Below are 22,563 nucleotides of genomic sequence, written 5' to 3'. Positions count from 1 at the left end.
CTCCATGATCGGCGGGGCGGGGCGGGGGCAGTTAGCGGCGGGTCAGTTCCGTGTCGCCGGCCAGGCGGGCGGCGCGGTCGGCCTCGGCCAGGGCGTCCAGGACGCCGTCGAGGTCGCCGGCGAGCGCCAGGTCCAGGTTGTACGCGGTGTAGCCGATCCGGTGGTCGGTGATCCGGTTCTGCGGGAAGTTGTAGGTGCGGATGCGCTCCGAGCGGTCCACGGTGCGTACCTGCGCCTTCCGGGCGTCCGAAGCGGCGGCGTCGGCCTGCTCCTGAGCGGCGGCGAGCAGCCGGGCCCGCAGGATCCGCATGGCCTGCTCCCGGTTCTGCAACTGGGACTTCTCGTTCTGGCAGGACACGACGATGCCGGTCGGCACGTGCGTGATCCGTACCGCCGAGTCGGTCGTGTTCACCGACTGGCCGCCCGGGCCGGACGAACGGAACACGTCGATGCGCAGGTCGTTCTGGTCGATGGTGACGTCGACGTCCTCGGCCTCCGGCAGCACCAGCACCCCGGCCGCGCTGGTGTGGATCCGGCCCTGCGACTCGGTCACCGGGACGCGCTGCACCCGGTGCACGCCGCCCTCCCACTTGAGCCGCGACCAGACACCGTTGCCGCCGTCCGGCACACCCTTGGTCTTGATCGACAGCGAGACGTCCTTGACCCCGCCGAGGTCGGAATCCTGAGCGTCGATCACCTCGGTGATCCAGCCGTGCCGCTCGGCGTACCGGGTGTACATCCGCAGCAGGTCGCCGGCGAACAGTGCCGACTCCTCGCCGCCCTCACCGGCCTTGATCTCGACGATCACGTCCTTGGCGTCGTGCGGGTCGCGCGGGATGAGCAACTCGGCGAGGCGCTCCTCCAGGGCCGGCAGGGACGCCGCGATGGAGTCCGCCTCAGCGGCGAAGGACGGGTCCTCGTCGACCAGCTCACGGGCCGCGGCCAGGTCGGAGCGGGCCTGCTCCAGCTCGCTGGCGGCCTTGTGCAGCGGCACCAGCTCGGCGTACCGGCGACCCACCCGGCGCGCGGTGGCCTGGTCGGCGTGGATGGCCGGGTCGGCCAGCCGCTTCTCCAGCTCCGCGTACTCGTCGAGGAGTCCGGCCAGACGCTCGCTGCTCATGCTGCGGATGCTCCTTCGACGATGCGGCACCGGGAGGGCCAAGGGTGTTGACGGGCGAAACGCGGACGGCGCCCGTGTCCGGTACAAAACCGGACACGGGCGCCGAACGGGGAGTTACTTGGCCTTCTTGGCCTGAACCTTGGCGTACTTCTGCTGGAACTTCGCGACCCGACCGGCGGTGTCGAGAACGCGCTGCTTACCGGTGTAGAACGGGTGGCAGGCGCTGCAGGTCTCGACGTGGATCGCCCCGCCCTTGGCGGTGCTGCGGGTCGTGAACGTGTTACCGCAGGAGCAGCTGACCTCGGTGGTCACGTACTCCGGGTGGATGTTTGCCTTCATCTCGCCTCGGTCCTCTCGTTGGTGGTCGCCGGGTCGCCGTCATCACTCGTCGCGCCGTACGCGACGGGCTCGGGCGTGAACCGGAACCGGTGTGGCCGATTGACCAGTGTGCCATGGGCCTGAGCCAGCCCGGCAAGCGGGCCGCACACCTCGTCCGGGATCGTCAACACGTGCCTCCCCGTCCGCATTCCCGCCGCCCGGCCGGGCATTCGCTCCGCCGTCGGGTACCCCGCCGGGGGTACGGCGCCGCCCCTCACCCGCCCCCTCCGGCGTCCCCCTCCGCCACCTTTGCTCTGCTTCAGCGGACGCAACAGTTAGCGGCGCTAACTGTTGCGTCCGCTGAAGCAGAGCAAAGGACGTGTGGAGCACAGGTGGGGTCGAACGGCGTGACTTGAGGCGGGAACGAAGAGAGGCGCGGCCATTACGGCCCGCGCCTCTCTTCGTCGGTCGGTCACCGAGGGAGGGTCACTCCCCCGGCGTCGACTTCGCGATCTGCATCAGGAACTCGATGTTGGTGCGGGACTGCTTGAGACGGTCCAGCAGCAGGTCCATCGCCGCCTGCGAGTCCAGCGAGTGCAGCACCTTGCGGAGCTTGTGGATGATGGCCAGCTCCTCGGGCGCGAGCAGAACCTCTTCCTTACGGGTGCCGGACGGGTTGATGTCGATGGCCGGGAAGGTCCGCTTGTCGGCGATCTTCCGGTCCAGCTTCAGCTCCGCGTTACCGGTGCCCTTGAACTCCTCGAAGATGACCGTGTCCGCCATCGAACCGGTCTCCACCAGCGCCGTGGCGATGATGGTCAGGGAGCCGCCGTTCTCGATGTTGCGGGCCGCGCCGAGGAAACGCTTCGGCGGGTAGAGCGCGGTGGAGTCGATACCACCCGACATGATCCGGCCGCTGGCCGGCGCCGCCAGGTTGTACGACCGACCGAGCCGGGTCACCGAGTCGAGCAGCACGACGACGTCGTGCCCCAGCTCGACCAGACGCTTGGCCCGCTCGATGGCCAGCTCCGCCACCGTGGTGTGGTCCTGCGGCGGACGGTCGAACGTGGCCGCGATGACCTCGCCCTTGATCGACCGCTGCATGTCGGTGACCTCTTCGGGCCGCTCGTCGACCAGCACCACCATGAGGTGGCACTCCGGGTTGTTGCGGGTGATCGCGTTGGCGATCGCCTGCAGCACCATCGTCTTACCCGCCTTGGGCGGAGACTGGATGAGTGCCCGCTGGCCCTTGCCGATCGGCATGACCAGGTCGATGACCCGGGTGGTCAGGATGTGCGGCTCGGTCTCCAGCCGCAGGCGCTCCTGCGGGTAGAGCGGCGTGAGCTTGTAGAACTCGGGCCGACGCCGCGCCTCCTCCGGCTCCATCCCGTTGATCGTGTCCAGCCGCATCAGCGGGTTGTACTTGTCCCGCCGCTGGTCGCCGCTGTTGCCGCCCTCGCGGGCCGCCCGCACGGCGCCGGTGATCGCGTCACCACGACGCAGGCCGTACTTCTTGATCTGGGACATCGACACGTACACGTCGTTCGGGCCGGCCAGGTAGCCGGTCGTCCGTACGAAGGCGTAGTTGTCGAGCACGTCGATGATGCCGGCCACGGGGACGAGCACCTCGTCCTCGCCGACCTGCGGCTCACGGCCGCCGCCGGTGTCCCCGCCGGTCTCGCCGCGCTCGCCACGACCACGCCGACGGTCCCGGAAGCGGCTGCGCCGGCCACGCCGACCGCCGCCCTCGCCGTCGTCGTCGTCGCTGTCGCGCTCGACGCGCTGACCACGGTCGTTGCGGTCGGCGCGCTCCGAACGGTCGTTGCGCTCGCCCCGATCGTTGCGCTCGTTGCGCTCGCCCCGCTCGGCACGATCGCTGCGGTCGTTGCGCTCGGCACGCTCACCCCGATCGGAGCGCTCGCCCCGATCGTTGCGCTCGGCACGCTCGCCCCGATCGTTACGGTCGCCCCGCTCAGCACGGTCGCCCCGCTCAGCACGCTCGCCCCGATCGTTGCGGTCGCCCCGCTCGGCACGGTCGCCCCGGTCGTTGCGCTCGGCACGCTCGCCCCGCTCGGCACGCTCGCCCCGGTCGGAGCGGTCGTTGCGCTCGGCACGGTCACGGCGGTTCTCGCCACGCTCGGAACGCTCGCCGCTCTCGACCTCGTCGGTGCGCGCCTCGGCGCCACGCGGCTCGGAGGTGCCGACCTCGGAGGTACGGGCCTCCGCGGCAGCGGTCCGGCTGCGCCGCGAACGACTGCGGCTCTCGGTCTCGGTGGCCGGCTCGGCCGGCGCCTGGTCGGTGCTGCGACCCTCGGCCGCCGGGCGGTCCACGGTCTCCCGCACCTCCTCACGGGCCGGAGCGGCCGCCGCGGCGACCTCGGCCCGCGGTCGAGGGGTTCCGGCGGCGTTGCCGCCCTGCCGCTCGGAGATCGCGGCGATCAGCTCACCCTTGCGCATGCGAGCAGTGCCGGAGATGCCGAGCGACGCGGCCAGGCTCTGCAGCTCTGGCAGCAGCATCGCCGACAGACCGGTACCGCTGCGCCGACGACGGGCGGGAGCGGCAGCGGTGGCATCGCCAGCGACGTTGGAAACATCCGACGTCACGTCGGTGGTGTCGCTCAATGGATTCCTTCCCTCGATAAGGCCGGGACTGCCCGGAGTCGGAGCTCAGGTGGCCGGGCGGCCTCGGTTCACCCGCCTCGCAAGGACGCGTCGCGGGAGTCTGTGACACAGCAGCCGGTGGTTTCCCGACCCACCAAACGTCGGTGGGTAGGTCTCGCCGTCTGCGGCGACCTGTGGAAACTGCGGTGCGGCGTGGGCCTTGGCAGGGGTGACGGGCTGACCGCCGAGAGCTTCGGGGGTGCGCCGCCCCGCAGGAGATCGCGTGCTTCGCGGCTGTGCTAGGTCTAGAGCGTAATCAACTCTTCCGACCTGCGGCAACAGGGTCCCGCTCGGCGTGTCCAAGTCTACCCCGGGCGACCCGGGCGCCGCTGACGTCTATCGGTAACTTCCAGATCTGCCAGTCTGTTCCCGCGTCGAAGCCCACTGGCGGCTCGCCGAACGCCAGCACGCTGGGCCCGGCCCCGGAGACCACAGCCGCCACACCCGCCTCTCGCAGCGCGCTGACCAGCGACGACGTGCCCGGCATCCCGGCCGCGCGGTAATCCTGGTGCAGCCGGTCGACGGTCGCCGGCATCAGCAGCGCCGGGTCCGTGGTGAGCGCGTGCACCAGCAACGCCGCCCGTCCCGCGTTCAACGCGGCGTCGGCGTGGGGCACGGTGGCCGGCAGGGCCGCCCGCGCGGTCGCGGTCAGGCCGCGCTCGGAGGGCACGAAGACAGTCGGTCGTACGGCGTCGGCGACCGGGAGGGACACCGCACGAGCGCCGTCCGTCCCGGTCCAGGCCAGCGTGAAGCCGCCGAGCAGGCACGGCGCGACATTGTCCGGATGGCCCTCGATCTCGGCGGCCAGCCGGAGGAGAGCGGGCTCGTCCAGCCGCTCTCCGCCGTCGGCGACCAGGGCACGGGCCAGCAGCACCCCGGCCACGATGGCGGCCGACGACGAGCCGAGGCCGCGCGCCTGCGGTATCCGGTTGACGCACTCCACGCTCAGGCCCGTGGGCTGCGCGCCGAGGACGTCGAACGTGGCACGCATGGCCCGCACCACCAGGTGCTGGTCGTCGGCCGGCAGCTCACCGGCGCCCTGACCGGTCACCGTCACCTGGACCCCGCCCGACGACACCTCGGCGGCCAGGTCGTCGTAGAGCCCGAGGGCGAGCCCCAGCGCGTCGAAGCCCGGACCCAGGTTGGCACTCGTCGCGGGAACCCGGACCCGGACCGGCCCAGCGATGAAGTTCGTCGGCACGCGCTCATGCTAGGACCCGACACCGACGATCCGGCCGCTCGCCCGCACCGTGGGACCGGCCGGGTGTCAGCCGGCGGCGTCGGAGACGGGTTCGGCGGACGGGTCGGTCAACGAGAGACGGCGGGTGGCGATCCGCCAGCCGACCGCGTACACGACGGTGACCAGCCCGCAGCCGGCCAGCACCACCCGCTCGTCCACCACGTCCACGACCAGGGCCACCGCCAGTTGACTCACCGAGATGGCCAGCGTCGCGAGCATCATGTCGGTGGCGAACACCCGTCCGCGCAGCCGGTCCGGCACCTCGCCCTGGAGTGCGAAGTTCGACATCACCCAGTTGCTGCCGCCCGCGAAGTGCGCCACGAACACCAGCAGCAGCACCAGCGGGAACCAGCGGACGACCGACACCCCCAGATAGGACAGACCGTAGAGCGACATGGACAGCGCGAGCCCGGGCAGCAGCCAGGCCCGGTTGGTCAACACCCGACGCATCAGGATGGGCCCGACCAACGCTCCCGCGCCGCGTACCGCGAAGAGCAGACCGGCACCCAACGAACCGACCCCGTACACGCCGGCGAGCAGCGGAAACACGGTCAGCACCCCGTTGCCCAGGCCGACCGCCGACTTGACCGTCACCAGCGCCAGCACCCGAGGTCGGTGCCCGATGTAGCCGAGCGCCTCGCGGACCGCCGACCAGGTCCGCTGCGCCGGCAACAACGGGTCGCGGGCCACCTGCAACGGCCGGCGGATCCGCGTGGCGAGGCCCGCGGCAACGGCCAGGCCCGCCGCCGCCACCCAGAAGCAGGCGTACGGGCCGGCGGCCGAGCTGAGCACTCCACCCAGCGAGGCGCCCACCACCGTCATGGTGCCCCAGGCCGAGCCGGCCACGGCGTTACCGGCGGCCAGCTCGTGCGGCTCCAGCACGTTGGGCAGCGCGGCCTGTGCGGCGGGCGAGTAGAACGCCTTGGCGACCGCGACGGCCCCGATCGCCACCAGCGCCAACCAGGCCGTGCCACGGTCTCGGACACCGAGCAGCAGCAACACGCCGGCCAGCGCGGCCACGTTGGCGACAATCATGATCTTGCGTCGGTCGAACCGGTCGGCGATGGTGCCGGTGTACGGCAGCAGCAGCGCCACGATGCCGGTGTCCACCGCCAGCACCAGGGCGCCCCAGACGCCGCTTCCCGTCAGGTGGGGCAGCAGCACCAGCAGCGGCACCATGACGAACCAGTCGGCCCCGAAGACCACCAGCTCGGCGAGGAAGAGGTTGCGGAAACTCCGATTGCCGGTAAGGACCGAAAGGGTGGACGCCACGGACCGGCACCCTACCCGGTGGGCGTGGGGGCTACACCCGCTCCCAGCAGCGACGAGACGGTGACGAAGGTGTATCCGCGCTCCCGGAGCCCGCGAATCATGTCGGGGAGGCCGCGCAGCGCGACCAGCCGCCGCCGCTGACCGACGTCGTGCCCGAGCAGAATCGTCCCGGGCCGGACGCCGTCCACGATCCGACGGGCATGACCGGCCGGGTCGTCGGGAAACTCCCGCTCCACCATCTGCGACGACCAGAGCACCAGCCGGTAGTTCAACCGGGCGGCCGCGTGCAGCACCGCCCCGCCCAGGTGACCGTACGGCGGGCGGACCAGGCGGGGGGCCCGGCCCGTCACGTCGGTGATCACGTCGTGGGTGCGGCTCAGGTCGTCGTACGCCTCGGCGGCGTCCAGCTGGGCGAGGTCCCGGTGCGCCCAACTGTGATTGCCGACCTCGTGCTCGCCGAGCCGGTCGCGTACGAGATCGGGGTGCTTACGGACCTGGCTGCCGACCAGGAAGAACGTGGCGGGCACCCGGTGCTGGGCGAGGGTGTCCAGCACCATGGGCGTCCACTGTGGCGCCGGGCCGTCGTCGAAGGTGAGCGCGACCAGCCGCTGGGTGGTCGATCCCGACCAGACGACCGGCAGGACGCCCGCGCCGACGTCCTGCGCCCCGTTGCCGACGGTGGCGCTGGCCGGGCCGCCGCCGAGCGGCAGCCGCCGGTGGGTCAACCAGACGTCCGTGACACCCGCCCCGGCGGCCGCTCCGGTCACCACCAGGGCGCTTCGGCGCAGCAGGTCGCGCCGGGACCACCCGCGCGCGCCCTCGGTCATCCGCCTGCCCCGCTCGTCACCGCCGACATCTACCAGGAGTATGCAAGAAGTGACGCAAGGCTGAGGTCAGGTCGTTCGATCGGTGTGCGCACAACGAGCAGCGCCCCCGACAGGAAATCCTGCCGGGGGCGCTGCCCGCGATGTCGGTCGACTACTCGGTCGGCTCCGACGGGGGCAGCGGCGACCTGCGGCTGCGGGGCAGCCGCAGCACCTCGAACTGGTCCGTGCCGTCCACCAGCGCACCGGACGGCGCGGGGCGCGCCGCCGACGGCTGCGCGCTCTCGTCCGACGCCGCCGCCGGTGCGCCCGTCGGCACCGCCACCTGGTTCGGGCCGTCCGGCTCGACGGTCTCCGGCCCGCTCGGCACGGCGTCGCCGGAGCGCCGCCGTTGACGCCGCTCCCGCAGCGACTCCTTGGTGTGCTCCACCATCGAGTAGAGCGTCGGCACCAGGACCAGCGTCAGCAGCGTCGAGCTGAGCAGGCCGCCGATCACCACGACCGCCAGCGGCTGGGAGATGAAGCCGCCCTCGCCGGTCAACCCGAAGGCCATCGGCAGCAGCGCGAAGATCGTCGCGACCGCGGTCATCAGGATCGGTCGCAGCCGACGCCGGCCGCCCTCGACCACCGCCTCCTGGACTCCCATGCCCCGCGCCCGGTACTGGTTGATCAGGTCGAGCAGCACGATCGCGTTGGTCACCACGATGCCGACCAGCATCAGCACACCGATCAAAGCCGGCACGCCCAGCGGCGTACCGGTGATCAGCAGCAGACCGATCGCGCCGGTGGACGCGAACGGGATGGAGATCAGCAGGATCAACGCCTGGGTGAGGCTGCGGAACGTGGCCACCATGATCAGGAACACGATCGCGATGGCGACGAGCACCGCCAGGCCCAGGTCGCCGAAGGCGTCCGACTGGTCGGCGCTGACTCCACCGATGGTGAAGGTCGCTCCCGGGACGTCGATGCCGTCGAGCCGCTTCTGCAGCTCTTTCGTGGTCGCGCCCAGGTTGGATCCGGTCGCCGCGCCGGTCACCGAGACGCTGCGCTCACCGTCGATCCGGGTCACCTGCTGCGGCCCCTCGGCCTGCGTGACGTCCGCGATGTCGTCGAGCTTCACCGGCCCGACCGGAAGGGCACGCAGCTCCTCCACCGACACCGGAGCGGTCGCGCTCAGCCGCAGCACCACGTCCTGCTGACGCCCGTCGAGCGCCACCTGACCCAGCGGAGCGCCACGGAACGCCTGCGACACGAGCTGGCCCACGGCGGCCTCGGTGAGGCCGACCCGACCGGCCGCGACCCGGTCGACGGTCACGTCCACCCGCGGCACGCGCGCGGCGAGGCTCGTGGTGACGTCCTCGACGTCCGGGACGTCGTCCATCGCCGTACGGGCCGCCTCGGTGGCGCGGGTCAGCACCTCCGGGTCGCTGGCCTGGACGATCACCTCCAGCTGACTGGTCGACGCGTCCTGGCCACCCCCGAAGCTGACCTCGCCCACGCTGGTGCCGAGCTTGTCGAACTCCCGGCGCAGCTCCTCGCGTACCTGCTTGGCGTCCTTGTCGCCGCCGAGCGCCAACGACCAGTTCGCGACGTTGTTGCCGCCGCCGCCCGCCCACGGGTTGTCGCCGCCACCGGCGGTCACCTGGTACGTCTCGACCCCGTCGATCCGGCCGAGGACCGCCTCGACCTGCTTGGCCGCCGCGTCGGTCGCGGCCAGACCGCTGCCCGCCGGCAGCTCCTGCCGGAAGCTGAGCGTGTCCTGGCCGGAGTCGTCCAGGAAGTTCGTCTCCAGCTTCTGCGCCAGCCCGAAGGTGGCGAAGAGCACCAGCAGGCCGAGCCCGACGGTGATCCAGCGGGTCGACCGCTTACGGGTGGCGAAGCCGATCACCGGCAGGTACGCCCGCTGCAACGGGTTGTGCAGCTCCTTCTCCTCCGCGTCACGACGCACCGCCTCGTCGTCGACGGTGCCGCCACGCGGCTTGAGGAACCAGTACGCCAGCACCGGGATCACCGTCAGCGAGACCAGCAGCGAGGCGAGCAGGGCCACCGTCACGGTGATCGCGAACGGCGCGAAGAGCTGCCCCACGAACCCACCGACCAGCGCGATCGGGGCGAACACCGCGACCGTGGTGAGGGTGGACGCGGTCACCGCGCCGGCCACCTCACGGACGCCGGTGATGATCGCGTGCTGCTTCTCCTCGCCGTACTCCAGATGGCGTTTGATGTTTTCCAGCACGACGATCGAGTCGTCCACCACCCGGCCCACCGCGATCGTCAGCGCGCCGAGGGTGAGCAGGTTGAGCGAGTAGTCGCCGATCCAGAGGGCGATCAGCGCGACCAGCACGGAGAGCGGGATGGAGACCGCGGTGACCACGGTCGAGCGCACCGACAGCAGGAAGACCAGGATGACGATGACCGCCATCACGAGGCCCAGCAGACCCTCGGTGGTCAACGACTCGATCGACTTCTCCACGAATGGCGCCTGGTCGAACACCACCGTCAGGTCCGCGCCGGAGGCGTCCTTCAGGTCGGCCAGCCGGTCGCGGATCTCGTGGGAGATCTCCACCGCGTTGCCGTCCGGCGAAGCGGTGACGGCGATACCGAGGCTGTCCTTGCCGTTGGTCCGGGTGATCGCGGTGGCCGGGGCGAGCTGCTGCTCGACCGTTGCCACGTCACCGAGGCGCACCGGCGCCGCGCCGGGCGCGACGACGATGCCGCGTAGGTCGTCCACGGTGGCGACCGGCGTTCCGACCTGCACGGGCAGGGCCAGCCCCCCGGAGGTCACCGCGCCGGCCGGGATGGAGACGCCGTTGGTCTTCAGGGCGGCGCCGATCGCGGTCGGCGCGAGCTTCGCCGCAGCCAGTTTCGCCGGGTCCGGGGTGACCACCACGACGTCGTCGCGGGTGCCGGTCACCTCGACCGTACGGACGCCCTCGATGCCCTCCAGCTCCGGCACCACCGTCGCGCGCAGCTTCTCGGCGAGCGCCCGCTCGTCCGCGCCGCCGGCCGCGGCCAGCACCACCGCCGGCAGGTCGTCGGTGCTGCCCGCGATGACCTGCGGGTCGACGCTGTCCGGCAACTGGGCGTCGATCCGGCTCAGCGCGGTCTGCATCTTGTTGACCACGTCGTCCAGGTCGGTGCCGAACTCGTACTCGACCTGGACCGTGGCCGACCCCTCGCGGGACGTGGAGGTGACCTTGTCCAGCCCCGGAATGCCCTGCAGGGCGTTCTCGATCGGCTCGGTCACCTGCGACTCGACGATCTCGGGTCCGGCGCCGGGGTAGGCGGCCACGATGAACGCGGCCGGGAACTCGAGCGACGGCAGCAGTTGCTGCTTCAGCGACGGCACGGCGAACGCTCCGAACGCCGTGGTCACCACCGCGATGAGGGCAACCAGCCCTCGGTTGGCGAGGCTGAATCTGGCGAGCAGCGACATCGGCCTGGCTCACTCCTGAAAGAGAATGCGGGCGGGGATACCTGAAAGTGTGCCGGACTCGATCACCGGAACCCCCGCCGCCCCCGGGGGCGGCCCACCGCCGGCGGCGGCGACGCTCTCAGGCCAGGTCGAGGGCCCGGGCCGCGGCCATCGGATCGTTGCCGATGGTGAGCGGGGCGGGCGCGGTGGAGATCGCCCACTCGGGGTCCTTCAGACCGTGACCGGTCACCGTGCAGACCACCGTCGAACCGGCCGGCACCGCGCCCGCCGCGGCCTGCTGGAGCAGGCCGGCCACGCTGGCCGCGCTGCCCAGCTCGACGAACACGCCCACCTCACGGGCGAGCAGTCGGTACGCCGACAGGATCTCCCGGTCGGTCACCGCCGCGATGAGGCCGCCGGAGGCTTCCCGCGCGTCGAGCGCCTTCGTCCAGCTCGCCGGGTTGCCGATCCGGATCGCGGTGGCGATGGTGGACGGCTCCGGCACCACCTGGCCGGTCACGATCGGCGCCGCGCCGGACGCCTGGAAGCCGTACATCTTGGGCGCGCGGGTGGTGACCCCGGCGGCCTGCTCCTCCGAATACCCCATCCAGTACGCGGAGATGTTGCCGGCGTTGCCGACCGGCAGGCAGTGGATGTCCGGCGCGTCGCCGAGCGCCTCGACGATCTCGAACGCGGCCGTCTTCTGCCCGTGCAGGCGGTCGATGTTGACCGAGTTGACCAGCGCGACCGGGTGGTCCTGGGCGAGCTTGGCGGCGAGCGCCAGGCAGTCGTCGAAGTTGCCGCTGACCTGGAGCAGCTTCGCCCCGTGCACCAGCGCCTGGGCCAGCTTGCCCAGCGCGATCTTGCCCTGCGGCACCAGCACCGCGCAGGTGAGGCCGGCCCGGGCCGCGTACGCCGCGGCGGAGGCGCTGGTGTTGCCGGTGGAGGCGCAGATGATCGCCTTGTTGCCGGCCTCGACCGCCTTGGACACCGCGAGGGTCATCCCCCGGTCCTTGAAGGAGCCGGTCGGATTGGCCCCCTCCACCTTCAGGTAGACGTCACAACCCAGCCGGGCCGAGAGCACGGGCGCCGGCAGCAGCGGGGTGTTCCCCTCGTGCAACGTGACGACCGGCGTGGCCGCGGTGACGGGCAGCCGATCCCGGTACGCCTCGATCAGACCCCGCCACATGTCAATCTCCTCGCTTTACCGCAGCTCCGACCCGAGCACCAGGTCACCCTGGACCACCCTGCCGGAGCCATCGATGGCACACCCCGGGTTACCCACCTGGCGGGACGCCCGAGCCGCCCTGATGGTCCAACGAGTCAGGCGCCGCCCTCGACCCGCAGCACACTCGTCACCGACCGGACGATGTCCAGACCGCGCAGCTCGCCGACGGTCGCGGCGAGCGCGGCGTCCGGTGCCACGTGGGTGACGATCACCAGCTCGGCGTCGCCGTCGCGGCCGGGAGCGCCACCGGCCGAGCCCTGGCGTACGGTCGCGATCGACACATCGTGCCGGGCGAACACGCTCGCCACGGCGGCCAGCACACCCGACCGGTCCGCCACGTCCAGGCTGACGTGGTAGCGGGTCAGCGCCTCGCCCATCGGCCGCACCGACAGGTCGGCGTACGCGCTCTCGCTGGCCGCGCGGACACCGGCGAGCCGGTTGCGGGACACCGCCACCACGTCGCCGAGCACCGCGCTGGCGGTCGGCGCGCCGCCCGCGCCCCGGCCGTAGAACATGAGCTGACCGGCCGCGTCCGCCTCGACGAATACCGCGTTGAACGCGTCGCCGACGCTGGCCAGCGGGTGGCTACGCGGGATCATCGCCGGGTGCACCCGGACGCTGACCGTCTCCTGACCGGTCGTGTCGACGCCCCGGGCCGCGATGCAGAGCAGCTTGATCGTGCAGCCCATCGCCTGGGCGCTGGCCATGTCCGCGGCGGTCACCTCGGTGATGCCCTCGCGGTGCACGTCGGCGGCGCCGACCCGGGTGTGGAACGCCAGCGAGGCGAGGATCGCGGCCTTCGCCGCGGCGTCGAAGCCCTCCACGTCGGCGGTGGGGTCGGCCTCGGCGTACCCCAGCTCGGTGGCCTCTTCCAGGGCCTCGGCGAAGCCGGCGCCGGTGGCGTCCATCGCGGAGAGGATGAAGTTGGTCGTGCCGTTGACGATGCCGGTGACCCGGTTGATCCGGTCGCCGTGCAGCGACTCGCGCAGCGGGCGCAGCAACGGGATGGCGCCGGCCACGGACGCCTCGTAGTAGAGGTCCCCGCCGCCCTCGGCGGCCGCCTCGTGCAGCGCGACGCCGTCCTCGGCGAGCAGCGCCTTGTTGGCGGTGACCACGCTCTTGCCGGCGCGCAGCGCCTCGACCAGCCAGGTCCGGGCCGGCTCGATCCCGCCGACCACCTCGATGACCACGTCCACGTCGTCGCGCTTGATCAGCCCGAGCGCGTCGGTGGTGAACAGGCTCTCGTCGATCGGCAGGTCACCGCGGTCGCGGCCGAGTCGGCGGACGGCGATGCCGGCGATCTCCAGTGGAGCGCCGATGCGGGCGGCCAGGTCGGCCGACTGCTCGTGCAGCAGCCGGACCACCTCCTGGCCGACCGTGCCGCAGCCGAGCAGAGCCAAGCGCACAGGTGACGTCATCCCACATCCAATGCCAGCAGGTCCTCTTCGGTCTCCCGCCGGACGATCAGGCGCGCCTGGCCGTCACGTACCGCGACGACCGGCGGCCGGGGCACATGGTTGTAGTTGCTGGCCATGCTCCGGCAGTACGCGCCGGTGCCGGGCACCGCGACAAGATCTCCGGGCTGCACGTCGGCGGGCAGGAATTCATCCTTCACCACGATGTCCCCGGACTCACAGTGCTTTCCCACCACGCGGGCGAGCAACGGCGCCGCGTCCGAGGCGCGCGAGGCCAGGGTCGCCGAGTACGAGGCGTCGTAGAGCGCGGTACGGATGTTGTCGCTCATCCCGCCGTCCACGCTCACGTACGTCCGGATGCCGTCGAGGTCCTTGACCGTGCCGACCTCGTAGAGGGTGAACACGGCCGGCCCGACGATGGCCCGGCCCGGCTCGATCGAGAGGTGCGGGACGGCCAGGTTCTCGGCCGCGCACTCCGAGTCGACGATCTTGCGCAGCCGCTTGGCCAGGTCCTGTGGGGCCGCCGGGTCGTCCTGGGTGGTGTACGCGATACCGAAGCCGCCGCCCAGGTCCAGCTCGGGAAGCTCCACCCCCCGGGCGTCACGGATCTGCGCCTGCAGGGCGAGCACCCGACGGGCCGACACCTCGAAGCCGCTGGCGTCGAAGATCTGCGACCCGATGTGCGAGTGCAGGCCGCGCAGCTCCAGCACGTCCTCGTCGAGGATCTTGAACGCGGCGTTGGCCGCCGCTCCCCCGGCCAGGGAGAAGCCGAACTTCTGGTCCTCGTGGGCGGTCGCGATGAACTCGTGGGTGTGCGCCTCGACGCCGACCGTCACCCGGACCAGCACCCGGGGCCGGACGCCGCGCTCGCGGGCCAGCGCGGTCAGCCGGTCGATCTCGGTGAACGAGTCGACGATGATGCGGCCCACCCCGGCGTCGAGCGCCCGGTCCAGCTCGGCGACCGACTTGTTGTTGCCGTGGAAGCCGATGCGCTCCGGCGGCATCCCGGCCGACAGCGCGGTGGCCAGCTCGCCGCCGGTGCAGACGTCCAGGTGCAGGCCCTCCTCGGCGATCATCCGGACCACCGCCCGGCAGAGGAACGCCTTGCCCGCGTAGTAGACGTCCTCGGTCGGGAAGGCCGCCCGGAAGTCGCGGCAGCGCGAGCGCAGGTCGGCCTCGTCGAGGACGTACACCGGGGTGCCGAACTCGGCCGCGATGTCGCGGACGCTCAGGCCCGCGACGGTGACCGCGCCGTCCGCGCCGCGGGCCACCGACCGCGGCCACAGCGCCGGCACGAGGGCGTTGACGTCGGCCGGGGTACGCAGCCAGGCCGGCCCCTGGTTGCTGATGTCGGCGTGCAGCGCGCCGGCCTCGTGAGCCCGCATGTCACATCCTCTCGGGGGCGGAGACGCCGAGCAGGTGCAGACCGTTGGCGATCACCGTGCGGGTGGCGTTGTTGAGCCAGAGCCGGGCGCGGTGCAGGTCGGTGACCTCCTCGTCGCCCAGCGGCAGCACCCGGCAGTTGTCGTAGAACCGGTGGTAGGAGGCGGCGACGCTCTCCTCCAGGTAGCGGGCCACCCGGTGCGGCTCACGCAGCTCGGCGGCCGTGGCCACCACCGCCGGGAACTCGGCGAGCGCCTTGAGCAGCTCGTTCTCCTTCTCGTGCTCGAGCAGCTCGGGGCGGAACGCGTCGGCGTCGCCCGGAACCAGGCCCACCTCGGCGGCGTTGCGGGCCACGCCCGCCGTCCGCGCGGCCACGTACTGCACGTAGTAGACCGGGTTGTCGCGGGTCGCCCGCGTCCACAGCTCGATGTCGATGTCGATCGGGGAATCGCTGGAGTAGCGGGCCAGCGCGTACCGCGAGGCGTCCACGCCGATCGCCTCGACCAGGTCCTCCAGCGTGATCACCGTGCCGGCGCGCTTGCTCATCCGCATCGGGGCGCCGTCGCGCAGCAGGTTGACCAGCTGCCCGATGAGGATCTCCAGGTTGCGCTCCGGGTCGTCGCCGAAGCAGGCGGCCATCGCCTTCATCCGGCCGATGTAGCCGTGGTGGTCGGCGCCCAGCATGATCACGACCCGCTCGAAGCCGCGCTCCCGCTTGTCCAGGTAGTAGGCGCAGTCCGCGGCGAAGTACGTCCACTCGCCGTTGGACTTGCGCAGCACCCGGTCCTTGTCGTCACCGAAGTCGGTGGTCCGCAACCAGGTCGCGCCCTCGGACTCGTACAGGTGGCCCTGCTCGCGCAGCCGCGCCAGCGCGAGGTCCAGCTCGCCCCGGTCGTGCAGGTCCTTCTCGTTGAAGTAGGTGTCGAACTCCACGCCGAAGTCCCGCAGGGACGAGCGGATCTCGTCGAACATCAGCGCGACACCCTCGACCCGGAACACCTCTTGGGCGGCTGCGTCGTCCAGGTCGAGCACGTCGGGCCGGCGGGCCCGCACCTCGCCGGCGATCTCCGCGATGTACGCGCCGCCGTAGCCGTTCTCCGGCACGGCCTCGCCCTTCGCGGCGGCCAGCAGCGACTGGGCGAACCGGTCGATCTGCGAACCGGCGTCGTTGAAGTAGTACTCCGTGCCGACGTCGGCGCCGGTGGCCCGCAGCAGCCGGCTCAGCGCGTCGCCGACGGCCGCCCAGCGGACGCCGCCGATGTGCACCGGGCCGGTGGGGTTGGCCGACACGAACTCCAGGTTGATCTTCTCGCCCGCGAGCCGGTCGCTGCGGCCGTACTCCGCGCCGGCCTCGACGATCACCCGGGCGAGCTGGCCGGCGGCGGCGGCGTCCAGCCGGATGTTGAGAAAGCCCGGCCCGGCGATCTCCACCGACTTGATCCCGGGCGCCCGACCCAGCTCGTCGGCGAGGGCGCTGGCCAGCTCACGCGGCGGGACGCCCACCTTCTTGCTCAACTGCAGAGCGAGCGTGGAGGCGTAGTCGCCGTGCTCGGGGTTGCGCGGTCGCTCCACCACCGTGCGCTCCGGCAGCGCGGCGTGATCCAGGCCACGGTCGGTGAAGACGGCGTGGGCGGCGGTGAGGACGACCGAGGCGAGTTCTGCAGGAGTCACCCAACCATGTTATCGGGGGTAGACTCGGGCACTCGGCGGCTACCCTGCGCGTCAACCGGCCCGCCATCTCCCCTGACCGACCGACTTGACGAGGCACGATGAGCATCAGCACCCCGGGTGGCCCAGAGCGCCGCCCGACCGTGGTCAGCACCGGCAAGAAGCCGGCCGCGGGCCGGCCGGCGCCCGGCGCCAAGGCCGGTTCCGGCAAGCCGACGGGCTCCCCCCGGGCCGGTGGCAAGGGCCCGCGCAAGCCGGTCGCACCGGTCAAGGTGAGCCAGGGCCGGGCGTGGGGTCCCATCGCGCTCTTCGTCGCGGTGGGCGTGCTCGCCGCCGGCATCATCGGGTACGGCGCCTGGGCGGCGGTCCAGGGCTCCAAGCCGTGGGACAAGCGGGCCAACGCCATCGACGGCATCAGCAACATCCGCAAGTCCGACCCGGAAAGCCTCAAGTACGAGGCGCACAAGGCCGGCCCGCTGACCTACAAGTACTCGCCGCCGGTGGGTGGTGTGCACAACGCCGCCTGGCAGAACTGCATGGGTGACGTGTACGACGCTCCGATCGCCAGCGAGCACGCCGTACACAGCCTGGAGCACGGCGCGGTGTGGATCACCTACCGCCCGGACCTGCCCAAGGACCAGGTCGACAAGCTCGCCGGCAAGGTGCGTGGCGTCGAGAAGATGCTGATGAGCCCGTACGAGGGCCTGGACAAGCCGATCTCGCTCCAGGCGTGGGGCTACCAGCTCAAGGTCGACAACGCCGACGACAAGCGGATCGACGACTTCATCAAGGACCTGCGGGTGAACGCCTCGGTCGAGGGCCCCACGGCGCTCTGCAACCAGGGCGTCACCGCCACCGGCACCACGCCGCGTGAGCTCCAGCAGCAGCCGCCCACCCAGTAAGGACCGCGATGACAGCCCCCACCACCACGGACAGCGAGTACGACGAGACCCAGGCCGCCCCGGACGAGGACGGTCGGGCGCCGGCACGGCGCTACGGGGTGCTCGCGTTGGCCGCCCTGCTGGTGGTGGGGCTGTTGCTCGGGTACGCCGGCGGTCTGCTCACCCCCCGACTCACCCGCCCCGGTGACGCCTCGGTCGAGGCGGGTTTCGCCCGGGACATGACGACCCACCACACCCAGGCCGTAGAGATGAGCCTGATCGCGTACCGGTCGGCGACGCTGCCCGAGGTCCGCCAGATCGCCGTCGACATCGCCACCGGCCAGCAGGGTGAGATCGGCGCCATGCAGACCTGGCTTCGCGAGTGGGGGCTGAGCCCGACCGGCTCGCAGCCGCCGATGTCGTGGATGTCCGACGGCGCGGCGGTCAAGGACGGGCTGATGCCGGGCATGGCCACGCCGCAGCAGATGGCCGCCCTGCGCGACGCCAAGGGCATCGAGGTCGACCGGCAGTTCCTGACCCTCATGTACAACCACCACCTGGGCGGGATCCACATGATCGACGCGGCGCTCGCCGAGACCGACAACGCCGAGGTGGTACGCGTGGCGGAGACCATGAAGTCCACCCAGCAGTCCGAGCTGAACAACCTCCGGCAGCTCCAGGCGCAGGCCAAGGGCTGATCCACTCCACGGGCGCACCCGGGCCCGCGTCACCGCCGCACCGAGGCGGGACGCGGGCCCGTCCCGTATCCGGCCGCCACCCCGGCCAGGACGGGTGAGGCGCGCGGGGCGGGCGCGGCGGCCGTGGCGGCGGCGCGGGGCGGGGGCGGCGGGCGCGGGCTCGATGATCGACTCGGGTTCCTGCAAAGAGGGCTGTCGGCGCGACCGGGACACCCCGGCTTTCAAGAAGCCGAGTCGATCACGGCATCCCACGCCGTCGGGTGCCCATGATCCACACGAGGTCGGCGATGTTGCGGTGTTGTGGCGTGCGGATACCGCCAAATCGGCGAGCTGGCGACGGATCGCGTCAAGCCCGTCGAGCTGGCGACGGATCACGTCCGGCCCGTCGAGCTGATCGAGCTGAACGAGCTGCTGATCGAGCTGATTGAGCACCGCGGCGCGTCGACGCCGATCCGCGCTGCCTGCCGAGCCGCGCTGCCTGCCGAGCCCGCAGCGCCCACCCGTCGGCCGCAGCGCCCACCCGAAGGCCACCATGTCCCATATTTCACGGTTCGTCATTTATGGGCGTTTGGCGCTGGACGGGCGATTACGTTGCTTAGAGAGTTTTCTCCGCACATATCGTGACCAGTTGTGATTCGGGCTCGTTGCCCAAGACGTGGGGGTTGCACTCAGAGACGCACGGCGCTCGGTCACCAGTTGGTGCCGACGCCACACCATCGGCGGTGACGGGGCGGTGGCAGCCGTCCGTCGCGGACAGCGGCAGGGCGAGCCGGGAATGCTCAGCCGCGAGCAGGAACTCGAACTGATCGACACACTCCGGGGCGTCCACCCCGACGAGTTCGGCCTGGACGAGGAGCTGTGGACGCGGCAGAGCCTCACCACGCTCATCCAGCGCCGGTTCGACCTTCCGCTGGACGTGGGCGCCGTCGGGGCGTACCTGCGAGCCTGGGGGTTGGGTCCCCGCGAGCCGCGCGAGCGGGCCTGCGGGCTCTGCGTCAGCGCGGTCGAACGGTGGGTCCGCAGCGAGTACCCGGCGATCACGCGGACAGCCCAGGAGCACCTCGCCGAGGTCTACTGGATCGGGCGGGTACGGCTGCGCGGCACGATGCCGGCCGCCGACGTGATCTCCGCCGTGTCGTCCCGGGGCCGGGTGCGCTTCATGATCACGACGCCGACGGTCGACCCGCCGCTCCCCCGCGACTTCGTACTGCGACTCAGTGGCGAGGAACAGCGCACCGTGCACCTGATCGTGGACGGGTCCTGGCCCCGCAACGAGTGGCCGCGTCGGCTGCCCCGGCGGATCGTCCTGCACCCGCTGCCCAGTTGCGGACGGGCGGTCGCGGCCTGAGTATCGGGTGGGCCGGTCGCCGACACGATCGGCCCGCCCGATACCGATTCGGCGTACGCGGAGGAGGTTTGCTAGTCTTCTCCAGTCGCTGAGCCCCCGTAGCTCAGGGGATAGAGCACCGCCCTCCGGAGGCGGGGGCGCAGGTTCGAATCCTGCCGGGGGCACAAGCTTTCGCGCTCCATGTCCGCTGAGAAGCGCGGACCTGGGGCGCTTGTCATTTCTGTCCCGGGGCCGAGCCCCGGACCCCACGCTTCCGCCGCCGCCGGCTCGCGTCGAACCGTGCACGCCCCGGACCCACGCCCCCGCCGCCGGCTCGCGTCCAACCGTGCACGCCCCGGACCCACACCCCGCCGGCCGGCTCGCGTCCAACCGCCCCCGGCCCCGGACCCACACCCCCGCCGCCGGCTCGCGTCCAACCGCGCCCGCCCGGACCCACCTCCCGCCGCCGGCTCGCCTCGAACCGCCCCCGCCCCGCCCCAGGCTCGAACCCCTCGACTCCGCGATCTTGCAGTTTCGGTTGTCTTTTTGGGTGGGATACGCCGTTTGTCGCCACAGAAAGTGCAAGATCGCGGGGGCCGAGGGGTTCGGGGCCGAGGGGTTCGGGGCCGCGGGGCTGGGCTGGGCTGGGCTGGGCTGGGCTGGGCTGGGCTGGGCTGGGCTGGGCTGGGCTGGGAGAGATTAGGCGTTGACGTACTCCGCCAGGTGTTCTCCGGTTAGGGTGCTGCGCGCCTCTACCAGGTCGGCCGGGGTGCCCTCGAAGACGATCTGGCCGCCGTCGTGGCCGGCGCCGGGGCCGAGGTCGATGATCCAGTCGGCGTGCGCCATGACGGCCTGGTGGTGCTCGACGACGATCACCGACGTGCCGGAGTCGACGAGCCGGTCCAGCAGGCCGAGCAGTTGCTCCACGTCGGCGAGGTGCAGGCCGGTGGTCGGCTCGTCGAGGACGTAGATGCCGCCCTTCTCGGCCATCCGGGTGGCCAGCTTGAGCCGCTGCCGCTCGCCGCCGGACAGGGTGGTCAGCGGCTGGCCGAGGCTGAGGTAGCCGAGCCCGACGTCGACGAGTCGGTCGAGGATGGCGTGCGCGGCCGGCGTACGCGCCTCGCCCCTGCCGAAGAACGCCTCCGCCTCGGTCACCGACATGGCGAGCACCTCGCTGATGTCGCGGCCGCCGAACCGGTACTCCAGTACGGACGCCTGGAAACGCCGCCCCTCGCACTCCTCGCAGGTGGCGGCGACGCCGGCCATCATCCCCAGGTCGGTGTAGATGACGCCGGCGCCGTTACAGCCGGGGCAGGCACCCTCGGAGTTGGCGCTGAACAGCGCGGGCTTCACACCGTTGGCCTTGGCGAACGCCTTGCGGATCGGTTCGAGCAGACCCGTGTACGTCGCGGGGTTGCTCCGCCGGGAGCCGCGGATCGCGCTCTGGTCGACCGACACCACGCCGTCGGTGCTGGACACCGAGCCGTGGATGAGCGAGCTCTTGCCCGAACCGGCCACGCCGGTCACCACCACGAGCACGCCGAGCGGGATGTCGACGTCGACGTCCCGCAGGTTGTGGGTGTTCGCGCCCCGTACGGCGAGCGTGCCGGACGGTGTACGCACCGACGACTTCAGCGCGGCCCGGTCGTCCAGGTGCCGCCCGGTCAGGGTGTCACTGGCGCGCAGCCCTTCGACGGTGCCCTCGAACACCACCTCACCACCGCCGGTGCCGGCGCCCGGACCGAGGTCGACGACGTGGTCGGCGATGGCGATGGCCTCGGGCTTGTGCTCCACGACGAGGACGGTGTTGCCCTTGTCGCGCAGGCGCAGCAGCAGGCCGTTCATGCGGGCGATGTCGTGCGGGTGCAGCCCGATCGTCGGTTCGTCGAAGACGTACGTGACGTCGGTGAGCGACGACCCGAGGTGGCGGATCATCTTGGTGCGCTGTGCCTCGCCACCGGAGAGCGTGCCGGACGGCCGGTCGAGCGACAGATAGCCCAGCCCAATCTCCTCGAAGGAGTCGAGGAGATGTTGCAACCCGCTGAGCAGCGGCGCGACCGACGGGTCCTGGACGCCCCGGATCCAGGCCGCGAGGTCGCTGATCTGCATGGCGCAGACGTCGGCGATGTTCTTGCCGGCGATCTTCGACGAGCGGGCCTCGGCGCTGAGCCGGGTGCCGTCGCAGTCGGGGCAGGTCGTGAACGTGACCGCCCGGTCCACGAAGGCACGGATGTGCGGCTGCAACGTGTCGATGTCCTTGGCGAGGAACGACTTCTGGATCTGCGGGATCAGGCCCGAGTACGTCAGGTTGATGCCCTCAACCTTGATCTTCGTCGGTTCCCGGTGGAGCAGGTCCTGCAGCTCCCGCTTCGTGTACTTGCTGATCGGCTTGTCCGGGTCGAAGTAGCCGCAGCCCCGGAAGATCCGCCCGTACCAGCCCTCCATGCTGTAGCCGGGGATCGTGATCGCGCCCTCGTTGAGCGACTTGCTGTCGTCGTACAGCGCGGAGAGGTCGAAGTCGGTGACCGCGCCCATGCCCTCACAGCGCGGGCACATGCCGCCCAGGCGGTTGAAGGTCGCCTTCTCGGTCTTCGTCTTGCCCGCGCCGCGTTCCACGGTGATCGCGCCACTGGCCCGGACCGACGGGACGTTGAAGGAGAAGGCGTTCGGCGAGCCGATGTGCGGCTGCCCGAGCCGGCTGAACAGGATGCGCAGCATCGCGTTGGCGTCGGTGGCGGTGCCGACGGTGGAGCGGGCGTTGGCCCCCATCCGCTCCTGGTCGACGATGATCGCGGTGGTGAGCCCGGCCAGCACGTCGACCTCGGGCCGGGTCAGCGTCGGCATGAAGCCCTGGAGGAAGGCGCTGTAGGTCTCGTTGATCATCCGCTGCGACTCGGCGGCGATGGTGCCGAACACCAGCGAGCTCTTGCCCGAGCCGGAGACACCGGTGAACACCGTGAGGCGACGTTTCGGCAGCTCGACCGTGACGTCCTTGAGGTTGTTGACGCGAGCGCCCTGCACCCGGATCAGGTCGTGGCGGTCGGCGACGTGTGCCGCGGGCGAGTCCGTGGCCTTGCTCATCGTCTCTCCATCTGCTCGGGTGGGCGGGGCCC

16 protein-coding genes and 1 tRNA gene are annotated in these 22,563 nt (G+C 71.5%); 5 read left to right on the top strand and 12 right to left on the bottom strand.

Going from position 1 to position 22,563, the window contains the following annotated elements; genetic code table 11:
- Positions 1 to 31 precede the first annotated feature (31 nt).
- From prfA to argS, 11 genes are all read right to left on the bottom strand, one after another.
- The gene (gene prfA, locus ABZ272_RS27670) at positions 32 to 1,120 is read right to left on the bottom strand and encodes a peptide chain release factor 1 (RefSeq protein WP_355052850.1); all 1,089 of its coding nucleotides are present in this window, start codon (positions 1,118 to 1,120) and stop codon (positions 32 to 34) included.
- Between the two features lie 114 nt (positions 1,121 to 1,234).
- Positions 1,235 to 1,459, bottom strand: coding sequence for a 50S ribosomal protein L31 (gene rpmE / locus ABZ272_RS27665; RefSeq protein ID WP_007464546.1), 225 nt, complete (start codon positions 1,457 to 1,459; stop codon positions 1,235 to 1,237).
- Positions 1,460 to 1,924: 465 nt separating this feature from the next.
- Entirely contained in the window at positions 1,925 to 4,060 is a 2,136-nt protein-coding gene (gene rho, locus ABZ272_RS27660) for a transcription termination factor Rho (protein WP_355052849.1), read from the bottom strand.
- A 295-nt stretch (positions 4,061 to 4,355) separates the two neighbouring features.
- On the bottom strand, positions 4,356 to 5,300 hold the full coding sequence (thrB, locus tag ABZ272_RS27655; RefSeq protein ID WP_355052848.1) for a homoserine kinase: 945 nt from the start codon (positions 5,298 to 5,300) through the stop codon (positions 4,356 to 4,358).
- A 66-nt stretch (positions 5,301 to 5,366) separates the two neighbouring features.
- Positions 5,367 to 6,611 (bottom strand): MFS transporter, encoded by a 1,245-nt coding sequence (locus tag ABZ272_RS27650; protein ID WP_355052847.1) that lies wholly within the window; start codon positions 6,609 to 6,611, stop codon positions 5,367 to 5,369.
- An 11-nt stretch (positions 6,612 to 6,622) separates the two neighbouring features.
- Entirely contained in the window at positions 6,623 to 7,438 is an 816-nt protein-coding gene (locus ABZ272_RS27645) for a polysaccharide deacetylase family protein (RefSeq protein WP_355052846.1), read from the bottom strand.
- 151 nt (positions 7,439 to 7,589) lie between these two features.
- Positions 7,590 to 10,871 (bottom strand): efflux RND transporter permease subunit, encoded by a 3,282-nt coding sequence (locus ABZ272_RS27640; protein WP_355052845.1) that lies wholly within the window; start codon positions 10,869 to 10,871, stop codon positions 7,590 to 7,592.
- A 118-nt stretch (positions 10,872 to 10,989) separates the two neighbouring features.
- Positions 10,990 to 12,039, bottom strand: a complete 1,050-nt coding sequence (thrC, locus tag ABZ272_RS27635; RefSeq protein ID WP_355052844.1) for a threonine synthase — start codon at positions 12,037 to 12,039, stop codon at positions 10,990 to 10,992.
- 134 nt (positions 12,040 to 12,173) lie between these two features.
- Positions 12,174 to 13,484, bottom strand: coding sequence for a homoserine dehydrogenase (locus ABZ272_RS27630; protein ID WP_355052882.1), 1,311 nt, complete (start codon positions 13,482 to 13,484; stop codon positions 12,174 to 12,176).
- Between the two features lie 8 nt (positions 13,485 to 13,492).
- A complete protein-coding gene (lysA, locus tag ABZ272_RS27625) occupies positions 13,493 to 14,878 on the bottom strand; it encodes a diaminopimelate decarboxylase (RefSeq protein ID WP_355052843.1) in 1,386 nt (461 codons plus the stop codon).
- A gap of 1 nt (position 14,879) precedes the next feature.
- Complete coding sequence (gene argS, locus ABZ272_RS27620; protein WP_355052842.1) at positions 14,880 to 16,547, bottom strand: arginine--tRNA ligase; 1,668 nt, start codon at positions 16,545 to 16,547, stop codon at positions 14,880 to 14,882.
- A 98-nt stretch (positions 16,548 to 16,645) separates the two neighbouring features.
- Between argS and ABZ272_RS27615 the strand changes: the two genes are divergently transcribed.
- The 5 genes from ABZ272_RS27615 to ABZ272_RS27595 all read left to right on the top strand — a co-directional run bounded on the left by ABZ272_RS27615 (position 16,646) and on the right by ABZ272_RS27595 (position 19,635).
- Positions 16,646 to 17,446: a DUF3105 domain-containing protein gene (locus tag ABZ272_RS27615; protein ID WP_355052841.1), complete on the top strand. Its 801-nt coding sequence runs from the start codon at positions 16,646 to 16,648 to the stop codon at positions 17,444 to 17,446.
- Between the two features lie 8 nt (positions 17,447 to 17,454).
- Positions 17,455 to 18,123, top strand: a complete 669-nt coding sequence (locus tag ABZ272_RS27610) for a DUF305 domain-containing protein (protein ID WP_355052840.1) — start codon at positions 17,455 to 17,457, stop codon at positions 18,121 to 18,123.
- A gap of 300 nt (positions 18,124 to 18,423) precedes the next feature.
- A complete protein-coding gene (locus tag ABZ272_RS27605; protein ID WP_355052839.1) occupies positions 18,424 to 18,747 on the top strand; it encodes a hypothetical protein in 324 nt (107 codons plus the stop codon).
- Between the two features lie 31 nt (positions 18,748 to 18,778).
- A complete protein-coding gene (locus tag ABZ272_RS27600) occupies positions 18,779 to 19,471 on the top strand; it encodes a winged helix-turn-helix domain-containing protein (RefSeq protein ID WP_355052838.1) in 693 nt (230 codons plus the stop codon).
- A gap of 92 nt (positions 19,472 to 19,563) precedes the next feature.
- Positions 19,564 to 19,635 (top strand) — tRNA-Arg (locus tag ABZ272_RS27595).
- A 514-nt stretch (positions 19,636 to 20,149) separates the two neighbouring features.
- Here the strand turns inward: ABZ272_RS27595 and ABZ272_RS27590 are convergent.
- The gene (locus ABZ272_RS27590; protein ID WP_355052837.1) at positions 20,150 to 22,531 is read right to left on the bottom strand and encodes an excinuclease ABC subunit UvrA; all 2,382 of its coding nucleotides are present in this window, start codon (positions 22,529 to 22,531) and stop codon (positions 20,150 to 20,152) included.
- Positions 22,532 to 22,563 lie beyond the last annotated feature (32 nt).

Origin of the sequence: Micromonospora sp. NPDC005979 (genome assembly GCF_040614415.1) — a bacterium.
Taxonomy (GTDB): domain Bacteria; phylum Actinomycetota; class Actinomycetes; order Mycobacteriales; family Micromonosporaceae; genus Micromonospora.
The sequence above is the reverse complement of the archived record's forward strand: the minus strand, read 5'-3'. Positions and strand labels throughout refer to the sequence as shown.

Excerpts from the sequence above, each read along its gene's own strand:
- ABZ272_RS27615 (WP_355052841.1), top strand. The coding sequence starts at position 16,646 with ATGAGCATCAGCACCCCGGGTGGCCCAGAGCGCCGCCCGACCGTGGTC.
- rpmE (WP_007464546.1), bottom strand. The coding sequence starts at position 1,459 with ATGAAGGCAAACATCCACCCGGAGTACGTGACCACCGAGGTCAGCTGC.
- ABZ272_RS27645 (WP_355052846.1), bottom strand. The coding sequence starts at position 7,438 with ATGACCGAGGGCGCGCGCGGGTGGTCCCGGCGCGACCTGCTGCGCCGA.
- ABZ272_RS27640 (WP_355052845.1), bottom strand. The coding sequence starts at position 10,871 with ATGTCGCTGCTCGCCAGATTCAGCCTCGCCAACCGAGGGCTGGTTGCC.
- prfA (WP_355052850.1), bottom strand. The coding sequence starts at position 1,120 with ATGAGCAGCGAGCGTCTGGCCGGACTCCTCGACGAGTACGCGGAGCTG.
- ABZ272_RS27590 (WP_355052837.1), bottom strand. The coding sequence starts at position 22,531 with ATGAGCAAGGCCACGGACTCGCCCGCGGCACACGTCGCCGACCGCCAC.
- ABZ272_RS27610 (WP_355052840.1), top strand. The coding sequence starts at position 17,455 with ATGACAGCCCCCACCACCACGGACAGCGAGTACGACGAGACCCAGGCC.
- thrC (WP_355052844.1), bottom strand. The coding sequence starts at position 12,039 with ATGTGGCGGGGTCTGATCGAGGCGTACCGGGATCGGCTGCCCGTCACC.
- lysA (WP_355052843.1), bottom strand. The coding sequence starts at position 14,878 with ATGCGGGCTCACGAGGCCGGCGCGCTGCACGCCGACATCAGCAACCAG.